This is a genomic window from Parabacteroides sp. MSK.9.14, assembly GCF_019041495.1.
Taxonomy (GTDB): Bacteria; Bacteroidota; Bacteroidia; order Bacteroidales; family Tannerellaceae; genus Parabacteroides; species Parabacteroides merdae.
Genome location: NZ_JAHPXO010000037.1, coordinates 1 through 19560 on the forward strand (window position 1 = coordinate 1; position 19560 = coordinate 19560).

A 19560-nucleotide genomic window follows, 5' to 3' on the forward strand; every position below is an offset into this window, starting at 1 on the left:
AAAAGCAGGTTGGCAACTCTATGTCAGAGACCGCAATACGACATTCGAGCCGATGGGCATTTCAGCCGAAAATTATGGCGATGATTACATGGCATTCGATTCAAGCAGTGCGGAATCGTTTTATGAAGACGAAGTGAAACCATTGCTGGATGACATCAATAGCCTTGAAGACTTGGAGAAATTTGTGTCTGGCCGCAAAGAATTGCTTGACGAGATCAAGAGTATCGACGAAACCCAATTGGTAATAGCCTGCCATGGGCATTACTATGAAACGGTAGATAGGGAAACAATGGAATGGTCGTTCGATTCGAAAACATATGTTATCGGAGTTATCAAAGACTAATAATTAAGCATATGAAAACATATCAGACATCGTGTATGTGGCGATGTCATAAAACCACTATAATATGGAGTTACCTAAAAAAGCAGCCAAACTTTTTGCAGATAATGCCAAATTACAAAAAATGGCATACAACATGATGGTCGAAATTTGTAAAGGACACGGTGGAAAGTTTAGATTTTCATCTGATCTTTGCATTGATTTAGACTATGGGGTTATCGGAGTAACGACCTGTAACTTGAAAGGAATGTATCTTAAAGATGATTATCTTTTGGTTGAAAGCACTACTACTGACGGTGGATGTAGCAAAGATGTACATGTACTCAACAAGCAAAGCCTTGAGATTCTTGAAATTTTACAGGATGCAACCATCTTAGGTAATGAAGAGGTATTTTTAAAGGAACATCCCAGCCCGGAGACAGTAACGGATGATGATATAGAAAGTGCATGGGTGATGCTGGCAGATGTACCTGTCAATTCAAAAGGAAAAATTGACCGGGATTTCCTGTATTGGGAAAAGGGAACAGATCGGAAAGTTATCTGGAACTGGTTTGACCAAAATCACAGCCTGGGAATTGGATTTCTTAATGAAACCGTTGTATTTCTCCCCGTTTTCTGAGTTCTAATAGGAATAGCCGCCGGAGTAATTGCAAAAATAACTCCGGCAGCAAATCAGAAACGGTCAGCAGAATAGGTATCGGCCATCCTCCCACTCCAATAGGGAGGTTGCTTTACAAGCAATTTTTCCTCTATATGTGAGGTGTACGGGCGTCCGCTACTTATTCCTATAACAGCCCGGCTCAGATTTCCTTGCCTGCGTAATACACGGAAGATGAAAACATCTTCCTATTTCCATTTACCTTCAGTTAACCTGTTATGTTTGGAATGCTTCAATGGAATAGTCCCTACCTACCCTTCATAGACTTATATATTGAGGTTTAGGGCTGCAACTTATATATTATAACTACCTTTGTGTCAGAGAAATAAAGATAGTAATTCATTCCAGTGTACAGTCCGGAATGAGATTATCTTTTTTAGTTAAGTGTTCAACTTTTAAAATTTGTGTATATGACATGGAGTGAGCTAATGAGAGAGAACGGTTACGAAACCAAAACAACATTCTGGATGGATTTTTCCATTGCAGATCGGTTTGGAATAGAGGCGATCAAGGATACATTCAAGCGGGCTTTCGACGAGTGGAAAGAGCACTACGAGTATCTTACAGAGATGGTTTTGGTGTTGAACCACAAGATTTGGCAGCATTACAAGGGCAATCAGGAGGTAGCCAGATTATACGAGCAGTATTGGCGTGAAGCTAACGCATATGCGCTGGAACATCTGAAGGATGATGAACTGGAGTATTATATTAGTGTTACCGACTAATATCTGCTTCCCTGTGTCCGGACTTTTTAACAAGAACCGGCACGGGGATAATGTATTCGACTCCATAATACACGGAAGATGACAACATCTTCCTGTATTTCTTTAAGTCAGAAGCAACTCCTACAGGGTTCAGCTATGTCTGAGAAGCTTCAATGGAACAGTCTCTACCTGACCTTCAAGAATTTATACATTACGGTTTGTGATAGTAACTCAATTAATATAACTATCTTTGTATCAGAGAAATAAAGATAACATATAGACAACTATGGATAAGACAGCAGCAGAAGTATTAGGACAGGCAATGAACCGGAAGCCCTCAAACGGTAAAAGTGTTTGGTGTACTATGGTGTTGAGACTCATGGACACCGAAGAGTATAGCAATAATTATTGCCGTTCATTGGCACTGGTTCTTGAACTCTTTCCTGAGGTAAACAGGAAAGAATTGGAAAAGGAACTGGATAAATACATCTAAAAATAAGGCTATGGGAAAGACAGTAAACATAAAGGATTTAAGAGAAAAAGGGGATATTGTTCTTGTGGTGTTCAAAGAGCACACACTGGGCTATATCAACCTTGAACGACCGGGCACGCTGGCAGTATTACGTGCTTGCGTATGGAAAGGGGCAGACTGGAGCAGTTCACCTACAGTTCCGTTACCGCCCGCAGAATATAAGGTAAGGATTGCTACCCCAAAAGACTTTGACGATTATAATGTAGCCTTTGTGGGATACAACAATGACCCGGTATATAAGTATATCTATAATTCTGGTAATGAGCCAGTGTATGCTGAGTACAAGGTAAAATAACAGAAATGTGATGCTAAAAAACCAAATAAACTATAGAGTTACCACAAACAATGAAAAATCTTTTCATCAAAAATGAAAAGTTACAGGAGGAAGCATATAATACCCTTCTTGAATTATGTAAGAACAACGGCAATAAATTAAAAATTTCGTTTTCCACCTGCAATCTAAAAGGACTGTATATCTAAGATAACAGCCCCTTTGTGGAATGCTTTAGTATCTGTGGAGGAAACTCTAAAGACGTGCCCGTAAACAAATACCAGAGCCTCGAAATTCTTGATATTTTGCAGGATGCAGTTATAGAGTGATAGAAACTGGTTTTCCTGCGCCCACTTCCTGTTGAAGTCCGGGCACGGGAAGATCTGAAAACGGAATAATTTTGCCGAAAGCCGCCCCCGGTTTTCTTTAGGCTCCACAAAAATGGCATTTTGCTTATATGGAAAAGTTGTGGCTTGTTTTGCTTATTCAATTATATATCAGCATATTATGCAACAGAATAATAAATGATTATCTTTGTATAAACCAAAAAGATGAAGACATGAAAAAACTTTCAGTTGAGATATTGAAGAAATTGATCCTAGAGGCAATCAATGCCGGATACCACCATACTGGTGATATTATACAGGTTTGCGAAGCCGAGATCTCTTACCACAATTTCTGCCAAGCCATTGCGGGGCTTAAGCCTGTCATCATAGAGGACAACATCACTTACCGGTTGCGGTTTGGGGTATATCCGGACGAAAACGGTGAAAACAAATGGTTGGCAGGTTATCTGTCTGAGAAGCCGTACAATCAGTACCTGACCATCGGCGAGGGTAAGACCTTGTTTCAAGCAGCGTTCCACCTGAAACGATTGCTCAAAATTAAAGATTAAAGATATGAACAAACAGATAGACCTCAATGACGTCGTTCACGCTATACTCCGTGGAATGATGGATCAACACCCCAGCGAAATCACGATAGGTGACTTCAAACTGAACTGCTTCTACATCGCTTCGGCTGCAGGAAAGAAACATCTTGCCCCTACGTTCCAGCAGGCTACCCTTAAGCTTGCTGAATGGATCGAGATGTATGGTCTCGACCACCTATCCTTTTCCCTTTGGTCTATTGACGAGGAAGGGCAACCAGCCAAATGGACAGATTTGTCATCCAACGAAATATTCTACCTGTCTGTTTACAACTATCTGTTGAAATCACGGACGCCATTCGAAAGCAAAGGAGTGGTGAAGTTCATTGATGACAAAATTATACCTGCCGTAATGATCGATAATTACGAAGAGGTGTACAAGGACGAGATTCTTTTCCGGTTCTTTATGGATGCTCCGGCTATGCTGTGCCAAGACGGGATTATCCGTTCCCGCCGTGAACTTTTAGAACAGTATGAGTTTGAAGAAGATGATGAAATCTATGAGAGACTAATGAGTTCTAGGGCTAGTTATACCGCTGCATTATAACACAACCTTTGACAAATAAACAATCAAATACCTCTAGCTATGATATTACCCAACATGAGTTACCAGGAGATAGCGGCACACCTTTCTTCCGACATGGATGAAGCGTTGGCTTTCTCAAAAAAAATAAAGTTTGCCCGGTACCGGAGCGAAGCTATTAAGCTGAAACGATACCCGCTGTTTTTTAAGCCGGTAGGATTTACGTCCTCTCAGCATAACAAGTGGTTTATCTTTCCACATGTGAGAAACCGCGCTGACTTGGTCAGTATCCCTTTTTATGTAGGATGCACATTCACCAAGTACAATCGTCTCTGCCTTTTTATCCAAATGGATCTGGAAGGGGAAAACTCCTCACTCAAATTCATATTCACAAACAGGTTCTTCGAGAGATATGCCGACCGAAAAGGCATAACTGGTTCTTTAACTCAAGAAGAGATTGTCTATTCTTTCATCAAAGAGCTTGGACAACTCGGACTTAGGAATATGGAAAACAAAGATCCGCTTCATGCAATTCTATTCTATGAGACCGGAATGGCATTGGGACATTACGATTCGGTTGACCGGAACCTGGTGGTATTCCATTCTTATGTGTCGGTTCTAAACGGGCCGAATGATCTGAAGAAAATGCACCACGATTGGCTCTTATTCAGATCCGTATTCAACTAATAACTATAAACATTTAATGAAATGACAAATAACCCAATTATATTCAGTTCTTTCATTCATTCAGACTTGAAAGAGAAAATGGATAGATTTCATTCAATCTACAAGGCGATGGATCAGTCAACCAACGGAAACATCATCTCGTTCCTAATGGATGACAACGGGGAGATTATCGGATATAACTTGCACGGAAACAAATTGAACAGTCTCTTTTTCGGTCCCTCCCACCCTTGCGTCTGGCATTTCGAGAACAAGGATGTCGTTTCAGTGGAACACCTGCCTGACGGTCGGGTGATTCGTCGCCTGTTCCGCAGATTACATCCTAGAAAGAAATGCGACAGGTTCCTGACCGCAATTCTGAATGGCACATCCATATCGGAGAAGAGCATCAATTACTATACAGCATCATTGTATGATAGCGTCTCACAATTTGTAGAAGAACAGGAAATGGATGCAAATTGAGATAATTTTTCGAATATTTTCAGCTGTTAGTTTGCTGATTTACAAAAACAAACTTATCTTTACGCAATTATTAACCGACCGGATAACCGGTCACCAAAACCAAATAACATGAAAGAGCAACATCTTTACATCGGTCGCTTGGTCAAAGACGCTGACCAACGTGAAATCGGCGAGAACGTAGTATTTAACTTTACCATTGCAGTCGATTGTGGCTATACCGACAAGCAAGGACAATGGGTAGACCAAGCCAAATTTATTGAATGTGCTTTCTGGAGAAGCAAAAAATCCACTTCCGGTATCCGCTACAGTTCAGAAAGACTGGTAAAAGGCAATCTGGTGCAAATAACATCCCACAGCATGTCAGCACGTGCCTATCAGGAACGCGAGAATGACCAACTTAAATATGACAACAATGGTGATCCCGTATTGCGCACTGTCCAGACAGCAAAAGTGTCTGAAATTGAGTTTCTAATCGTAGACAAGAGTCGTCTCAGCCAGCAGAATACACAACAGCCTGCACACTCCAATCAGTCACCAGTCGTTGTGGCACAGTCCGAGACAGCAGACAATATCAAGGATGACTTGCCATTCTAAAAATCAGGATTACTGAAAAAGTTGTTTTGTTGTTCATAAAGAGAAAGAGGAAAGTTGGTTGTGAAACCAGTTTCCTCTTTATCATTAATCACTCATTCATTTATAGTAAGTCCCCTTACTTTCATCGTACTTATAGCCCATCCTTTTGGCAAACTTGCCTACAGTATTGATTTCACCAGGTACATTACTACCATAAGCATTTACATAGGCAATCCATTTTTGTTTCATCTGGTCGAAATTCAGTTCCTCTCTCTCAGCCGGTGGCATATCCCGCAAAATGTCTTCCGGTTTGATGTCAAATGCCATCTTATCAAAGAGATTCGCCATGTACTCAGCTTCTTCTTTGACTTTGGCATGATTTCTTTTGACACAATCAATTTCAGCATGCTTTTTAGTCTTATTGGCAGGAGATGGAATGCTGATAATGTTGATTTCACTGGGTTGTTCCACGTAATTTTCCTTCATTTTGACATCAAATGCCAGACCGACATATTTTCGGCACTTACGTTTGGCCCATACAGCTACAGTGATATCGGTAAGCTCATTGATGTAGTTGATGGATTTAGAGCTGACCTGGTTATTGTTAATGATCTCCATTTCAACATAGGTAACATCTATTTTCACAAATGTTCTCCCTTTTGGTTTTTTCCGAATTCCCAAGACTTTGTTAAAGAATCGGGTTACCGCATTTGGATATTGCGTTTCGTCATAGGTTTTGTCGGTGGCTTTGACTAACTGGGCCTTCAGTTCGTCCACGCTGACTTCCATCATTGTTTTCAGGTTTGCAGCTGACTTTAACCATGGATAGAGCCATGCCTGTACCTCATTATTCAACAAGTTGGCTATGGTGGGAGTAACCTTATTGTACCGTTGGAGAGAAGTGATAAAAGGCTTGGCTGATTCAGTCAGCTTATACATGATGTAGTCAGTCTCGGCATTGTATCCAAAGTACTCAAACCAATAGATATTCATAAAACTGACACCTTTGGGGCCTTGCTTCACAATCTTAAAGTAAGGCATGCAGGTCTTTATTTCTTCTTCCAGCTCCTTTATCAGATTATAGTTTATCTTTGTGGTCGTCAGTCCCAGATACTTGATAAGGTCTTTGCGTTTTATAGCATAGTCACTGTATTTAAATAGTTCCGGATTGCTTTCTTGTAGAGTAACATTTTGGCTGATTGTAATCAGCAAGCGGAAGTACCGGATGTTCCTGATCTCAAATTTGACATTTTTGAAATCATAAAGGGCATCTGGAATCCTTGCTGGCTTTTTGCCGTCGTATCTCTCTATGCAGAATGTTTCCTTAGGCAAATCAGTTTTGGTTTCTTTATTTGACATAAGTTTTTTATAATGAATGAGTTACGATTACTAAATTACTCCAATAATTTTAAATCAACAAAAAAGCAGTCAAAAAACGGGGATAATTTTGCACGTTTTAACAAAGCTGTCCTCACAGGACGTGAAATTCCACCGTTTTTCCACTACAGGTGAGATTTCCACCTGTGACCACTTTTTCATTTATAGTAACCACTAATAGGGCGAATAAGCTGTATTTTACCACATAATCGGGAACATTTCACGTTGATCCGGATATTTGCGGGCAATTATAACCATTCATGAGGTAATTGTGCTAGTCCGGGAACGCGATAATATGCCGCTGGCATCAGATGATAACCTATCGTAATATAAGCAGCTGTGGGGTAAATTAACCGATACCATCCCCCCCACCCCATAAATAGGTACATTTCGTGAAGATTGCGATAGTATACACTTAATATACACAGTTGTAGGGATATAGACATAATTTGAATATACTGATAATCTGACAATTATAAAATATGGGAGAATGTATTGTAACAACTTGAAGATGATATAATTTACCCCACAACTGAGTACATTACGAATCTCACAAAATGGCATTCAATCAAATATAACCTATCATAGGGCATAATATTCCCCACTAGAAATGTTCATCAGTCATGAGGAAAACCTCAAAAATTGTGGATATTTCCCCATTTATGCAAATATCTCTGGCTTTTCAGACTGTTTTTGTCCCAAAAATAATCACCTATGGGGATTTCTGAGTGATTGGTAGCATTAAAGAATGAAATATGATGATACTTTGAGGGGTTTATAATGTAACCACCTATGGGGTAAAATGGGTAATTTCCGTTATACAGCCCACAGCTGGTGACATTTCAGCGCTCATTTTCTCTGTTTTTTCCATATATAACCACTGATAAGGATAAAAGACTAAGAATCATAACAAACGGAAACTTTGATATTTAAGTCAATATATTGGAAAGATTTACAATCATATTGTACTCAATCATGGGGGATTAGGAATGTGAAAAGGATTTTTACAAATTACCATGGATGACGCCATTCTAAGGATACTGATAACAACAGGCAAATATCACCGATTGTGGGGAAAAATATGCAATTTGGGGTTATTTTTCCCCATTACCGGTTACATTACATCCATATTGCCGATGCCGTTAAGTGTTAAGCGGAAGTAAATGCAATTTTGCATAATACTATATTTCAGAAATTTACAAAATACAATGGTTCCAATTTACCCCACAGCTGATGATATTACAGGCCGAAAACCGATGATATTAAAAGGTTCGTAATATATTATTACAAATCGTAACCCCACAATTGGGTACATTACGACCCCACAGTTGAGTACTTTTTATCCCCATAGGTGGTTATATCTTAAGCAAATTTACCCCATAGGTGATGACATAATATCCCCACAGGTGGTGATATTATATATATTGTACATATTGATTATTAGACACTTACAACACCCTATACATATAGACATTTTTATAGACACTAATAAGACAATAATAGACATACCGGTAGGAGAGAGTTCATTTTAAAATTTTCAAGAGCCTTCGGCACAAAATGTTATTTTAGTGTAAATTAGATTGATTTACACTTGCGAATCATAATGAAAATTGATATCTTTGCAAGAAACTAATAATCAATCTTATGAACCAAAACGAAATAGATTTACTGTTTGGCAGAATTTGTTCTGCTTCTGAAAAACTTCACTATCTTAGAAACAAACTGTATCAATTCATAAAAGTAACCGATGATGGGGAGTTAACCCAATTGACGGTTCCTTTGACTGTCGTTCCACAGCACAGCCAGGTGGACATTTCAAATGTTCGCATAATTGTTACGCACGCATACAAAAGCCAAGCCGAATTGCTGAATCTGGTACATGACGATTTTCAAGTTAATGCAAACCTGGTTCCTCTGGAATGTCTCGTTTCCATTTCGGATGATCTTAAACTTGAATTGCAGAAAATCAAAGAGAACATCTACGACGTTGCCAAATCCCTTCTCGAGAAACAAAAGGAGACAGTATATTTTGATTTGACGAATGATTCCTCAGAGTGTCTTCGTACCAACGGCACTTACTTTAAAGTTTTTAATCTTACCTTGATCAATGACACACTCATATTGGGAGGTGCCGTTGAAAATGATACGCCAGAAGTCTGTCCTGCCGATGATGTCTTCATTGAGGATTTCTGTGGTCTGTTGATGGCTCATTGTTCAGATCTCAAACCGTAAATTATGAAATTCATAAATAATCTTCGTAATCTGCTGTCACTTGACCGCATGCAGCAACAGCGTCAGCTTCGTCTTTGCGAAAGAATGATCGACGAAGCTGAAAATTGTTCTTCGTTCAAAGAACTGCTTGCTTGCCATCAGCATATATTCAGCGAAGGGATTCATATACCCAATCTGGATTACCAGCCTACAGGCATGTTCCGTGCAGCTGCCGCCCAGCTGACTCTTGAGAAAGTCTATCTAGGAAACATTTGCGGATTATTCATAAAGAATGCAAGATACTGGGAGTCTTCCAAGGATTATATTGCCCGGGATATCTGTCTGAGGCAATGGCAAAATGCACTCATAGCCAATCTAACCGATTATTCCCGATCACTCACTCAAAAGAGATAACGCTTTAATGGAATAGTTCCTTCTCGTCTTATATTTTTAATATATATCTATTTATCAACTTGTTACATATCGTTTTCGTATCTTTGTATTAGAAAATAATCAGAGATATGGAAGCGATATTAGTGAACAACAAGACCGGACAAAGACGGGTCGAAGATCTGTCCTTGGAAGAGTATTATTACTTTGGTTCCAAAGAGGAACATCTCACTCCCGGACACCCTGAAATTTTCCGGAAGGAGATTGAAGATGTACTGAAACACCTGATATGGGGCGTTATTCATTCCTTCCCGTCAGACTACCCGAAAACAGATTTGAATATTTCCAATGAAACCGTAAAACAAGATGCCGCAAAAATAGCATTAGAAAGATTGAGAGACAAAATTGATAAAATACTAAAAGACAAGAAATATGAAGGTTTATTTATTTAACCAAGACTTTACGAAAAGTAAAGTCGCAAAATTCACAAAAAAACAATGCGAGAGAAACTGCATAGACAGTAAGCCTGTGCAGTGGCTGGAGAATTATATCAACACCGATGCTATCGGTTTGGATTTATACATCAGAATTATCTAATACTATGAATACAATATTATTAAATGCTGAAGATATTAAAATTGGATTCCGCTGTTTAGCGGAACTCCTTTTGGAAGGAATGAAAGAACTAGATGAAAACCAATGGTTTGAACTGGGAGTGAATTATGGCGATGAAATAGGTACGAAGACACTTTTGAGCAGCAACGAAAAGGAAGACTTAATTAGACTGGTTTTAACAGACCAATGCAGTCAGGAAGAAATTTTGAAGGTCGGATTTGACCATGTTTTCCTGGAATTGTGGGGAGAGAATTCAAAGGGGAATCCAGAACCTATTTATTCATCCCAACCGAATGCCTTCACCCTGTTCGGCAAATTGTGTGAAGCTATTCCGGAAGGACATTACATCTCCGAAGGCTCACTCAAACAGGAAAAAGGGAACTATATCATTGAAAAGGAATATCAGGGTGAAGGATTCCATTTCAAAAATGAAATAGGCTATGTATTCTTTACAGATTTTCCTGCCTATGCCGGAGAATATGCCGAACCTGACGAATACGAGACTAGAAAAGATTTTGAGAGGCGTGAGAACCTTCCAAGCTTAGGGGATGATACTGCCATTCGTATATTCCAAGAGGTTGAATGGACTTGTTCCGACACGTTATATAACGAGCTGCAATATTCAGAATAAAAAGATTCGGGTACTATTTGCATGAATGGTACCCGTTATCCCCCACCCTGACCGGGAACGCACCCACGTTCCCTATGTTTATGTCTGTAACTTTCCAAATGGCTATCAGCTTAGATGAAGAAGTGGAACTCTCCCCCTACCCTACACAGAATCATTCCGGCATTTCTTTAAGCCCCGAATCTTTTGTACTTTTGTAGTAGAAAAACAAACCAAGGAATATGAACCTAATGAATCAGACACCCATATTTACCCCAGCATCATTGTTGACTTGCTATAATTCAGCATTGAAGGTTGCAGTGGAAGCTTATCCTATTACCGTTCAAGGGATATACCGTCCGGATCGGATGAACAAACTGTATGGCGGTGTATTCTATGACCGCCTGATTCAAGAATCCGGCAAGGAGGAACTGGTCATCAAGGTTCGTCCCGCCCAACGGGAGCAACTGTCAGGTAAGGCTGAAAAGCTGATTACCATTTACGGATTTGTAAACCGTAAGGTAAGACCGGACAGCGTAATCGGCGTTTCCTTGGATCTTGAATCTGTCCTCAATGTGGAAGAAAGCAAGGTATCTGAGGACGAGAAGCAATTCTGGAACTTACAGAGAGAAAAAGCACAATCCGGCAAGAAGGATGTGTCCTTGTTGTTCAAAAACCGCCTTTTCAGCAACGAGAAGCCACGTGTTGCTCTTTTGTGGGCCACATCCTCATGTACACGGACAGAGTTCAACAACGCGGCTGGAAATGCCGCACAGAGCATCGAATTTGTACAGCTGGACACTACTTTCGCAAATATTGCCCAAACTGTCCGGACACTCAAAGAGGTGGACGGGAAATATGATGCCGTGGCTTTGGTGCGTGGCGGTGGTTCCGGTCTCGAAGTATTTAATAACAATGATCTTCTTGGCACAATAGTCCGGATGAAGTCGGCTGTAATCTCGGCAGTAGGTCATGCCGAGGAAAAACATAACCTCAAATTGCTTGCGGATCTGGTCATCGACACTCCGACAGGTTTGGGTAAGTTTTTCTCTGACATCACGGAATCCGTCACTTCCGAAAAGGCAAAATCCAAGGCTGCTTTGGTCGCAGAAGTACGCAAACAGTTTGCCGAACAAATTGAGACACAGAATAAGACCAATGCAAAACTACAGGAGCAATTGAAAGCAGCCACAGAAGCACAAAAGAAAGCGGACGAACAACATGCCATTCAGGTGAAAGGCCTCCAAAATCAACTGGAGCAAATATCCAAATCGAATCAAGTAAAGGATAAGACAAATCAGGAACAAGTCAAGAACCTTACAGATCAGATTGCAAAGCTGAACTCAACACATAAGGAGCAGACCGAAGCTGCCAACAAACAGATTCAGGAACTTCAAAAGCAGTTGGGCGAGGCCAATGAAAAATCTGCCATACAAATGGGAAAACTATCCCAAGGTTTTCAGGCACAACAGAAATCATTTACCGAACAAGTTGCGTCGTTGCAAAGGGACGCAGAACTTCGTCTTAAAGAAATCTCAACCAAAAACATTGAGATTGAGAATCTGAGAGCGAATCAAAGCAAAGGTGTGTCAACCACTATGCTGGCAGTCGCTTGTGCCGCTTCCACAGTCATAGGATTTATTCTTTCCTTTCTGTTTTAATTGGGCATACGGTATTTGAGAGATACTATTTTCTTTTTAAATCCGGTTTGAAGGGATTCCCTAAGTTGGGCAAGGTATTTTGATTCAATCATATCATAGACAAACTTTGAAGGCACTTCGAGAGTGAGATCGTAACCGCCTTCTACTTTGTCTATCTTGACAAAGCGCACAGGAGTAAACCAAGTTATATATGCTTCCTCTCCTACATTCTTCTTCATTGCCTTTCTGAATGCTTCAATTTCCTTAGCGAATATACGTTCATCGCCAAACTCTTCTTCTTTAGGTGTGTCAGGAACGATTTCTGCTTCTGGAGTATTTTTCAACAGAAATCTTTGACAAGAAGTGAAAGCATAGGCGCCAACATCAGTAATAGTACTATTTTCTGATTCAATTTTTGCTCCTAATTCGATAAGAAAGTCCGAAAAAAGATGTATGTTATCCTGATTAATCATTCTCAGCAATTGTTCTCTTTGTCTTTTAACCTTTATTTTGAAATCCACACGCAGACTTTCATCTGTCCGGATTTTTAAACTGGTATAGGTCAGATTCTTCATGTTTTCCTTCTCTTGCTTGGAAACAAAGATCTTAAAGTGCAAATAATCAGGGGTTCCGTTTTTTTGACCCTTCTTATAGACAGGAGAGGCTTCAAAATAACACTCACTTAAACCAGCTTCGAATTTTTCTATCAATTCTTTTTCTGCAGTTTTTATTACACTATTATAAAATGCGTTCCAACGAAGATACTTATTTTCTAGACGCAACATAGAACGTAATTTTTCTACCTGAATTTTGGTTTCTCCCTGCGATTTCCATGAAGTCACAAAAAAATATAAGCGCTGTGTATATTTGTTTTTTGTCTTAGTGATAACCTGCTTCAGATACTTCTGATATCCATACACCTTTGCATCTATCAGGGATAGTGCAACATCCTTTTTAATCTTGACTATAACCGTGCGCACATATTTTTCGTCCGGCATATATACTTCACACAATCCTGCATACCGGATATAATTACGACCTTCTTCATCTTTGACTGGCATTTCGAAAGGTGTTGTTGCAAGTTTGATAAGAGACTGCTTGATTTCAGGATATCTTCTAGGGTCTATACCCAAAGACTTCAATGGTATCTTCATTGTCAATTCATTATCATTATTTCCATCTGAGAATAATGGTAACTGTTCTACATTGTTAGTGATGGACTTTTTAATGGATTCCTGCATACATTCTATCATCGCCACCAAAAATTTGGTCTGAGTGGGGTCATAATCAAATTTGGAGACCGTCACTGTGATAGGTTGTACCAGCCATGTCATCTCGTTGACCGGTAAAACTGATTTGATTAGTTTTTCTTTGTTGCCTTTTGTCATTGTCAAGATATTTTGTGCCAAAAATACTCTTTTAAGAGAATAAAAAGTATTAAGATGTGTATATTTTTTTCATGTTAATGTTTTTTAAGGACAAAATAAGCTCGTTACATCTATTTCGGAACTTTTTGTCGTAATTTATCTTAATTATTTTTCTGTCTCCCATTATTTCAGACAGTTATGATTATAGCTATTCATTAGAAGGATGAAAAGTATCCCAAATGTTCCGAAATACGTGTAATGACAAATATAAATATTGAGATTAACCCCACTGTTAAGTTTTGCAAATTTCGTTTTCAAAAGTTCCGAAATTGGTGTAAGTAAAAAATGATATATGATAATCCGAAAGAAAAAATGAAGCTTGCTTCTCATGGTAATTTTATTAATATAAGAAGAAAAAGAAATATTGATAATATATAGATGCTTGTAAACTGCTGTATTTTAATATGATATAAATCATCCTTACATCTGATTCGGAACTTCAATACTTCTAAATCGGAACTTTACTCCCAATAGTCTGCATCCAAATCGGAACTTTTATTACATCTAAAACGGAAGTTTTGAAAAACTGAAAGTTCCGAAATAGATGTAACGGCATATTTATGATCTGTATATTAGGATGTTAAGCTTTATATGGATCTGTGGGAATCAGAGTTTCATAAGTAATCTAGTCAAAAGTTCCGAAATACGTGCAATGCTTTATGTAATATTCAGTATATCTGCACTTTTGTTAGCTCGATAGTCAAGTCAGCTATAATATAAACCTGATAAAAAAGTTCCGAAATACGTGTAACGACAGGCTGGCTACATCTATTTCGGAACTTTTGTAAACGGACTACCTGGAACATCTATGAGGAGTAGATAGTACATTGAAAAGTTCCGAAATAGATGCAATGGATTTGCAAAACATTGTATATCAGCGTAATATGAAACCTACGAAGTATTGATCGTGTGGAATATATTGGATAAAAAAGTTCCGAAATACGTGTAAGCAACCCGTTGTTGCATCGATTTCGGAACTTTTGCCTGCATGTTGTATAGACTGTAAATATACTGAGAAAAGTTCCGAAATAGATGTAACGGCATTGCGAATGGTACTATTTTTCAATTTACAGTCAGTTATTATGTATGTATAAAGCACTGTAAATAACCAGTATATATAGAAATGTGATTATTACTGGCAAATTTAAACTGCTTTGATGAACTTGGAATTAATGTTTCCTTTTACGTGTAAACAAGCCGTCGTTGCACGAGTTTCGGAACTTTTAGCTCATACGAACGGAATATCTCAATATAGTGAACCATGTCCTGAAAAGTTCCGGAATAGATGTAATGGTGTTGGTATTATATTGTATATCTGACTTCTACGTGATGGCTGATTCTCGATAAAGGTTCAATGAAAGTTCCGAAACAGGTGCAAACAGGCAACCGTTGCACGTATTTCGGAACTTTTTGAGCGGACCAAACACACTATCACAGCAAGATAGGCTGTATTCATTAAAAGTTCCGAAACAGATGCAACGATATATATAACCTTCTATATATCTTAGAAATATGAAACCATGGAATTATTGACTGTGTGAAATATATTGGATAAAAAAGTTCCGATTTACGTGTAAACAGCCCGTTGTTGCATCTATTTCGGAACTTTTGTCTTCGTGTTGTATAGACCGGAGGTAAACTGAAGAAAGTTCCGAAGTAGATGTAAGCCAATTTGAAATTAACTGTGTATCATTTGGTTGTATATGCACAAATTTCACTCTAATAAGTATGACATTCTTGATAATTATGTTACCTTTTACTTGTGAACTGCCAAACATTGCACGTATTTCGGAACTTTTGCCTTAATACAGTTTGAAGTATCACTCTATAATATATACAACCATGAAATGTTCCGAAACAGGTGTAGCCAAATATATATTTTATTGTTTTACTGGCTTCTATAGAATTTCGGTGATACTATATTCTATGATAATCACTTGATAAAAAAGTTCCGAAATACGTGTAAACCGTCAGATATTGCACGTGTTTCGGAACTTTCTAAATTTTGAAGTTCCGAAACACGTGTTGCAAACTACCGATCTTGATGTTAACATCGGAATTAAAAGTTCCGATTTAGATGCATCAAAGTTCCGAATCAGGTGTAATATCCTTAATTCCCCTTTTGACTTTCAGATAGTTATGAAATACTATAATTCAATATTCTCTTTGTTATATATTTAAAACATTGATCTGAGAAGCTTCGCTTCCGGGTTGTTCTACATTTTTTTGAGCGGTATATTGCGGTAGAACGCTCAAAAATGAGCGGAAATGTTCGCGGAGTTCGACAACCGATCACCTTGATTGGTACTCATTATGGCCCTACCTTGAAATACCTTAGGAAGAATTCTGAGTACAAATTGAATGGCGCTTAAATGAAGAAGTAAAGTTCGTTTGCCTTTTGCTGTAATGTTATCTAATATTCTGTGATATAGTCTATTATGACTATATTTGTAATAGAGAAAAGAAAGAGATAATAATCATAATAAGAACCGGAGGCACCGGTATAAAAACTGTCATTAGTTATGTCAACTATTAAAGGTTTCGTGCAGAATGAGAGAATTGAGATTCGTGAAAATAACGGTAGATCAGTTTGTAATTTTGACATTTGCGTTTCTGAGGGTGCGCAGTATAAGGACACCGAGGGTAATTACAAGCCCCGTACTGGCTGGAGGGCTCTTTTTGTGAAGGTTGAGATGTGGGGTCAGAAAGACAAGGTGCAGCCTATGGTCGAGAAATTGAAGAAAGGATCATTAGTTGCCGTAACTGGTGACCTGGGTATGAAGTCTCATGAGTACAATGGTCAGACCTACACAAATGTGTCGATGATGGCTTATAAAGTAGAGCCTCTTGTAAAAGGGTAATGCTTGGTTTGAGACTTTTTACCATCTGGAATTGAATTGATGCCATAATTGAGGATTCGCTGTGAAGTGCGTCCTCTCTTCGTTTTGCGGAGTCTGACACCAGACTCCTGATTTATTTCTCCCGAGAAAGCGGATCTGCTTAATTGGGAAAGTTCCTTTAGATGATGTAAATGGCTGAATATCCGGTTGTTGAAAAGTAAATGAGACCCTTTTTGTATCTTTGTATTAGAGATAATTACCCCGATTACCAAACCATTTAAATTTATCAATTATGAAAAGAAAGAAAATTGGACTATTTGTTTTGTTGTCTGTAATCCTGTTTGGATATGCCGGTACAGTTGACTATACGGAAGCTGTTGTCTACAATATGCCGCAGGTTATCTATGATGGGATTGTGGAAGAACATCCCGATTTCTCTCAAAAACAGATAGCAGACTATTATGTTGAAAACCAAGAAGAGTTGAATCTCTTCTATAAATTTGCTATGAATGAGTAAAGTAAAGTACTTGCCATCCTCTGTTGGGGAACGGTTTAATCTTAGCCGTTTCCCTAACTTTCACAAGTCTGGTTCTGTTTCTGGAATGAAAAAGTTGTATTATGGTAAAGACGCCTTGCTGGTACGGTGTGGAAATTATATCTATAATGTCAGTTCAGAACCTGACATCTATCATTCGATATAGATTTTGCATTTAGTTTTGTATATTGGAGAGGATTCGCTGTGAAGCGCGTCCTTTCTCGCGTTTCACGAAGCCTGATTAACAGGCTTCTTTTTCATAAGAACCGGTTTGCTAAAATGGGAATGTAGAGTTAGGATAACAGATGAGCGCTAATCTTCCCTTTTGTTGTTATTGGATAGTTATATTACTAAATTTGTGATAGTTAAGATATAAAATAATAATGAATGGGTATCCCCTACCCTATTAAAATAAAAGGACGATGAAGGAGAAAATATTCCGATTTAACAATGGATTTATAGGTACTATGAATGAATTCTGCCTGAAATTTGGTACATCTAAAGAAAAGAATTATCGCAATGCTCTTAAGTGGGTTGGACGTCGGTATAATGTGATGACCGCCCTCGAGCAAGAGGCATACGAACGTAAACGTAAATATGCCAGGCCGGATTATCGGGTTTATACTGGGACAAACTGCTTCTACAGTATAACTAAGTCGCTCTTTGAAAAACTGGACCTTCCGGTTTCCAAACCTGAAATCAGACATGATGTATTTGTACTACCTGAAAAAAATCTCCTTTTTTTCAGGTATATTTCTAATGAATGGTCAGGAGACAGGTATTGGGAGGATGCCATGGCGCAATATGCCAAGGATGCTAGCGAACAGACATTTCGTTTGTTGGTAGGTGCCGGATGGATTCACACAGGGAACTTTGATTCAGAAAAGATAATCGAGACGATTATCAGCCATACCGATGTAGATGTGAGGATTCAGGTGAAAGGTGAAAACCGGAGTTTTCAGTTTCAATATTCCAGTGTGCTTGGGGATAGAGGCGTTGATTATTGTCGTCTGTCCTATGCGGATATGACAGAAGCCGGTAAAATTATCCGGATCTTGAATAATCAGCAGCATTATTATAATTTCAACACATTGGTTGATAGAATGACAGATTGTCCAGATACAAAGCGGGCTGATTTGATTTATTTAGATTGATATTTTCCGGCTCATGAGGTTAGGGTGCTGGCAGTGCCCTTTCTTCAGTCGGTATTTTCGAAAGCCGACCAACGACTTTCTGTTTAAGTTCTCCCCTCTCCTACTCCTAGCTATGTATAAGAGCTTTAATGGAAAAATTTGATTGTGTGTCCATTTTAGAGATATCAGCTTCAGATCTGTGTAGGTCCCTGATTTATTTCTATCTTTGTGTACGATAAATGATTAAGACTATGATATACGTTTTTCACCATAATGATATTGACGGTCATGCAAGTGCAGCACTCGTAAGACTGGCTCACACCGGAAAGGAGTTTTCCTTTGTAGAATGTGACTATTCCTTTTCTTTGATTCCTTTCATTCAGGAAATCCAACAGGACGATATGGTATATGTCGTTGATTATTCGTTCAAGGAGAATACCTTGCACGAGTTGAAAGCTCTAATGCATGCTACCGATAATCTCGTGTGGATTGATCATCATGTATGTTCTGTCCAGCTTGTTGAGCAGCACCTGGAGCTGGTGTCAGTGAAAGGAGTATTGGATATGAGATATTCAGCGGCAGCATTGGTTTATACATGGTTCCATAAGGGTGCTGCCCGTATCCCGTACTGGATACAGCTGGTATCTGATTATGACACATGGGCGAAGCAGTTGGTCGATACGGACGCTTTCAATTATGGAATGTTGGCCTCTGACTGGTCTGTAGAATCAGACTTGTGGGAATCGCTTACTGATGACGTTACCATGAACATCGTGCGCAAAGGAGAGTCTGTACTGGAGTATATCAAACAGAGGTCTAAGTCACATCTGAAATCCTATGGATTTGTGACTGAATTCGCTGGTTACAAATGTTTGGCAGTAAACAGCCGATACGAGTCAAGCATGATCTTCGACAGTGTGCGTAACCAATATCCGGTATGTGTCATGTTTGAGTTTACTGGGCGATGCTGGAAATATTCTCTCTATACGAATGGCAGACTGAACGCTTCCCAAATCGCTTCCATCTATGGAGGTGGTGGACATGCCGGTGCAGCCGGATTTACAACAGATACTCTCCTACCCTGTTTTACCAAAGAAATATCAGAATAAT

General features: G+C 39.0%; 21 protein-coding genes and 1 pseudogene. 20 read left to right on the plus strand and 2 right to left on the minus strand.

Annotated features, from left to right (window positions below):
- From KTG12_RS17030 to KTG12_RS17075, 10 genes and pseudogenes are all read left to right on the plus strand, one after another.
- Positions 1-343: pseudogene (locus tag KTG12_RS17030) on the plus strand (hypothetical protein); the annotation flags it as partial.
- 64 nt (positions 344-407) lie between these two features.
- Entirely contained in the window at positions 408-959 is a 552-nt protein-coding gene (locus KTG12_RS17035) for a hypothetical protein (RefSeq protein WP_216945485.1), read from the plus strand.
- Between the two features lie 449 nt (positions 960-1408).
- On the plus strand, positions 1409-1723 hold the full coding sequence (locus KTG12_RS17040) for a hypothetical protein (RefSeq protein WP_122334187.1): 315 nt from the start codon (positions 1409-1411) through the stop codon (positions 1721-1723).
- A 265-nt stretch (positions 1724-1988) separates the two neighbouring features.
- Positions 1989-2195 (plus strand): hypothetical protein, encoded by a 207-nt coding sequence (locus KTG12_RS17045; protein WP_075965687.1) that lies wholly within the window; start codon positions 1989-1991, stop codon positions 2193-2195.
- 10 nt (positions 2196-2205) lie between these two features.
- Complete coding sequence (locus KTG12_RS17050) at positions 2206-2529, plus strand: hypothetical protein (RefSeq protein ID WP_075965686.1); 324 nt, start codon at positions 2206-2208, stop codon at positions 2527-2529.
- 535 nt (positions 2530-3064) lie between these two features.
- Positions 3065-3400 carry a hypothetical protein gene (locus KTG12_RS17055; protein ID WP_139322586.1) on the plus strand — a complete coding sequence of 112 codons (336 nt, stop codon included), beginning with the start codon at positions 3065-3067 and terminating at the stop codon, positions 3398-3400.
- Between the two features lie 4 nt (positions 3401-3404).
- The gene (locus tag KTG12_RS17060; RefSeq protein ID WP_075965683.1) at positions 3405-3980 is read left to right on the plus strand and encodes a hypothetical protein; all 576 of its coding nucleotides are present in this window, start codon (positions 3405-3407) and stop codon (positions 3978-3980) included.
- 39 nt (positions 3981-4019) lie between these two features.
- Positions 4020-4643 (plus strand): hypothetical protein, encoded by a 624-nt coding sequence (locus tag KTG12_RS17065; protein WP_147379075.1) that lies wholly within the window; start codon positions 4020-4022, stop codon positions 4641-4643.
- Positions 4644-4664: 21 nt separating this feature from the next.
- Complete coding sequence (locus KTG12_RS17070; RefSeq protein WP_122339027.1) at positions 4665-5102, plus strand: hypothetical protein; 438 nt, start codon at positions 4665-4667, stop codon at positions 5100-5102.
- Between the two features lie 108 nt (positions 5103-5210).
- The gene (locus KTG12_RS17075) at positions 5211-5696 is read left to right on the plus strand and encodes a single-stranded DNA-binding protein (protein ID WP_075965680.1); all 486 of its coding nucleotides are present in this window, start codon (positions 5211-5213) and stop codon (positions 5694-5696) included.
- A 96-nt stretch (positions 5697-5792) separates the two neighbouring features.
- Here KTG12_RS17075 and KTG12_RS17080 read toward each other — a convergent pair whose 3' ends face one another.
- Positions 5793-7034 (minus strand): RepB family plasmid replication initiator protein, encoded by a 1242-nt coding sequence (locus KTG12_RS17080; RefSeq protein ID WP_075965679.1) that lies wholly within the window; start codon positions 7032-7034, stop codon positions 5793-5795.
- 1662 nt (positions 7035-8696) lie between these two features.
- On the opposite strand from KTG12_RS17080, the gene KTG12_RS17085 reads away from it, so the two are divergent.
- The 5 genes from KTG12_RS17085 (at position 8697) to KTG12_RS17105 (ending at position 12536) form a co-directional block, all read left to right on the plus strand.
- Positions 8697-9284 carry a hypothetical protein gene (locus KTG12_RS17085; RefSeq protein ID WP_075965678.1) on the plus strand — a complete coding sequence of 196 codons (588 nt, stop codon included), beginning with the start codon at positions 8697-8699 and terminating at the stop codon, positions 9282-9284.
- Between the two features lie 3 nt (positions 9285-9287).
- Positions 9288-9677, plus strand: coding sequence for a hypothetical protein (locus KTG12_RS17090; RefSeq protein ID WP_139322584.1), 390 nt, complete (start codon positions 9288-9290; stop codon positions 9675-9677).
- A 107-nt stretch (positions 9678-9784) separates the two neighbouring features.
- Positions 9785-10105, plus strand: coding sequence for a hypothetical protein (locus tag KTG12_RS17095; RefSeq protein ID WP_075965676.1), 321 nt, complete (start codon positions 9785-9787; stop codon positions 10103-10105).
- Between the two features lie 149 nt (positions 10106-10254).
- The gene (locus KTG12_RS17100) at positions 10255-10899 is read left to right on the plus strand and encodes a hypothetical protein (protein ID WP_075965675.1); all 645 of its coding nucleotides are present in this window, start codon (positions 10255-10257) and stop codon (positions 10897-10899) included.
- 218 nt (positions 10900-11117) lie between these two features.
- Positions 11118-12536: an exodeoxyribonuclease VII large subunit gene (locus KTG12_RS17105; protein ID WP_081415414.1), complete on the plus strand. Its 1419-nt coding sequence runs from the start codon at positions 11118-11120 to the stop codon at positions 12534-12536.
- Here the strand turns inward: KTG12_RS17105 and KTG12_RS17110 are convergent.
- A complete protein-coding gene (locus KTG12_RS17110) occupies positions 12533-13903 on the minus strand; it encodes a DnaA N-terminal domain-containing protein (RefSeq protein ID WP_075965673.1) in 1371 nt (456 codons plus the stop codon). The two genes, KTG12_RS17105 and KTG12_RS17110, sit on opposite strands and share 4 nt — an antisense overlap.
- A 2561-nt stretch (positions 13904-16464) precedes the next feature.
- Between KTG12_RS17110 and KTG12_RS17115 the strand changes: the two genes are divergently transcribed.
- The 5 genes from KTG12_RS17115 to KTG12_RS17130 all read left to right on the plus strand — a co-directional run bounded on the left by KTG12_RS17115 (position 16465) and on the right by KTG12_RS17130 (position 19559).
- A complete protein-coding gene (locus KTG12_RS17115) occupies positions 16465-16803 on the plus strand; it encodes a single-stranded DNA-binding protein (RefSeq protein ID WP_075965672.1) in 339 nt (112 codons plus the stop codon).
- A gap of 271 nt (positions 16804-17074) precedes the next feature.
- Complete coding sequence (locus KTG12_RS17120; RefSeq protein WP_075965671.1) at positions 17075-17299, plus strand: hypothetical protein; 225 nt, start codon at positions 17075-17077, stop codon at positions 17297-17299.
- Entirely contained in the window at positions 17292-17483 is a 192-nt protein-coding gene (locus tag KTG12_RS21840; RefSeq protein WP_075965670.1) for a hypothetical protein, read from the plus strand. The genes KTG12_RS17120 and KTG12_RS21840 overlap by 8 nt, the downstream gene beginning before the upstream one ends.
- A 256-nt stretch (positions 17484-17739) precedes the next feature.
- On the plus strand, positions 17740-18471 hold the full coding sequence (locus KTG12_RS17125; protein ID WP_122334191.1) for a hypothetical protein: 732 nt from the start codon (positions 17740-17742) through the stop codon (positions 18469-18471).
- A gap of 230 nt (positions 18472-18701) precedes the next feature.
- Entirely contained in the window at positions 18702-19559 is an 858-nt protein-coding gene (locus tag KTG12_RS17130; RefSeq protein WP_075965668.1) for a DHHA1 domain-containing protein, read from the plus strand.
- The last annotated feature ends 1 nt before the right edge of the window (position 19560 follow it).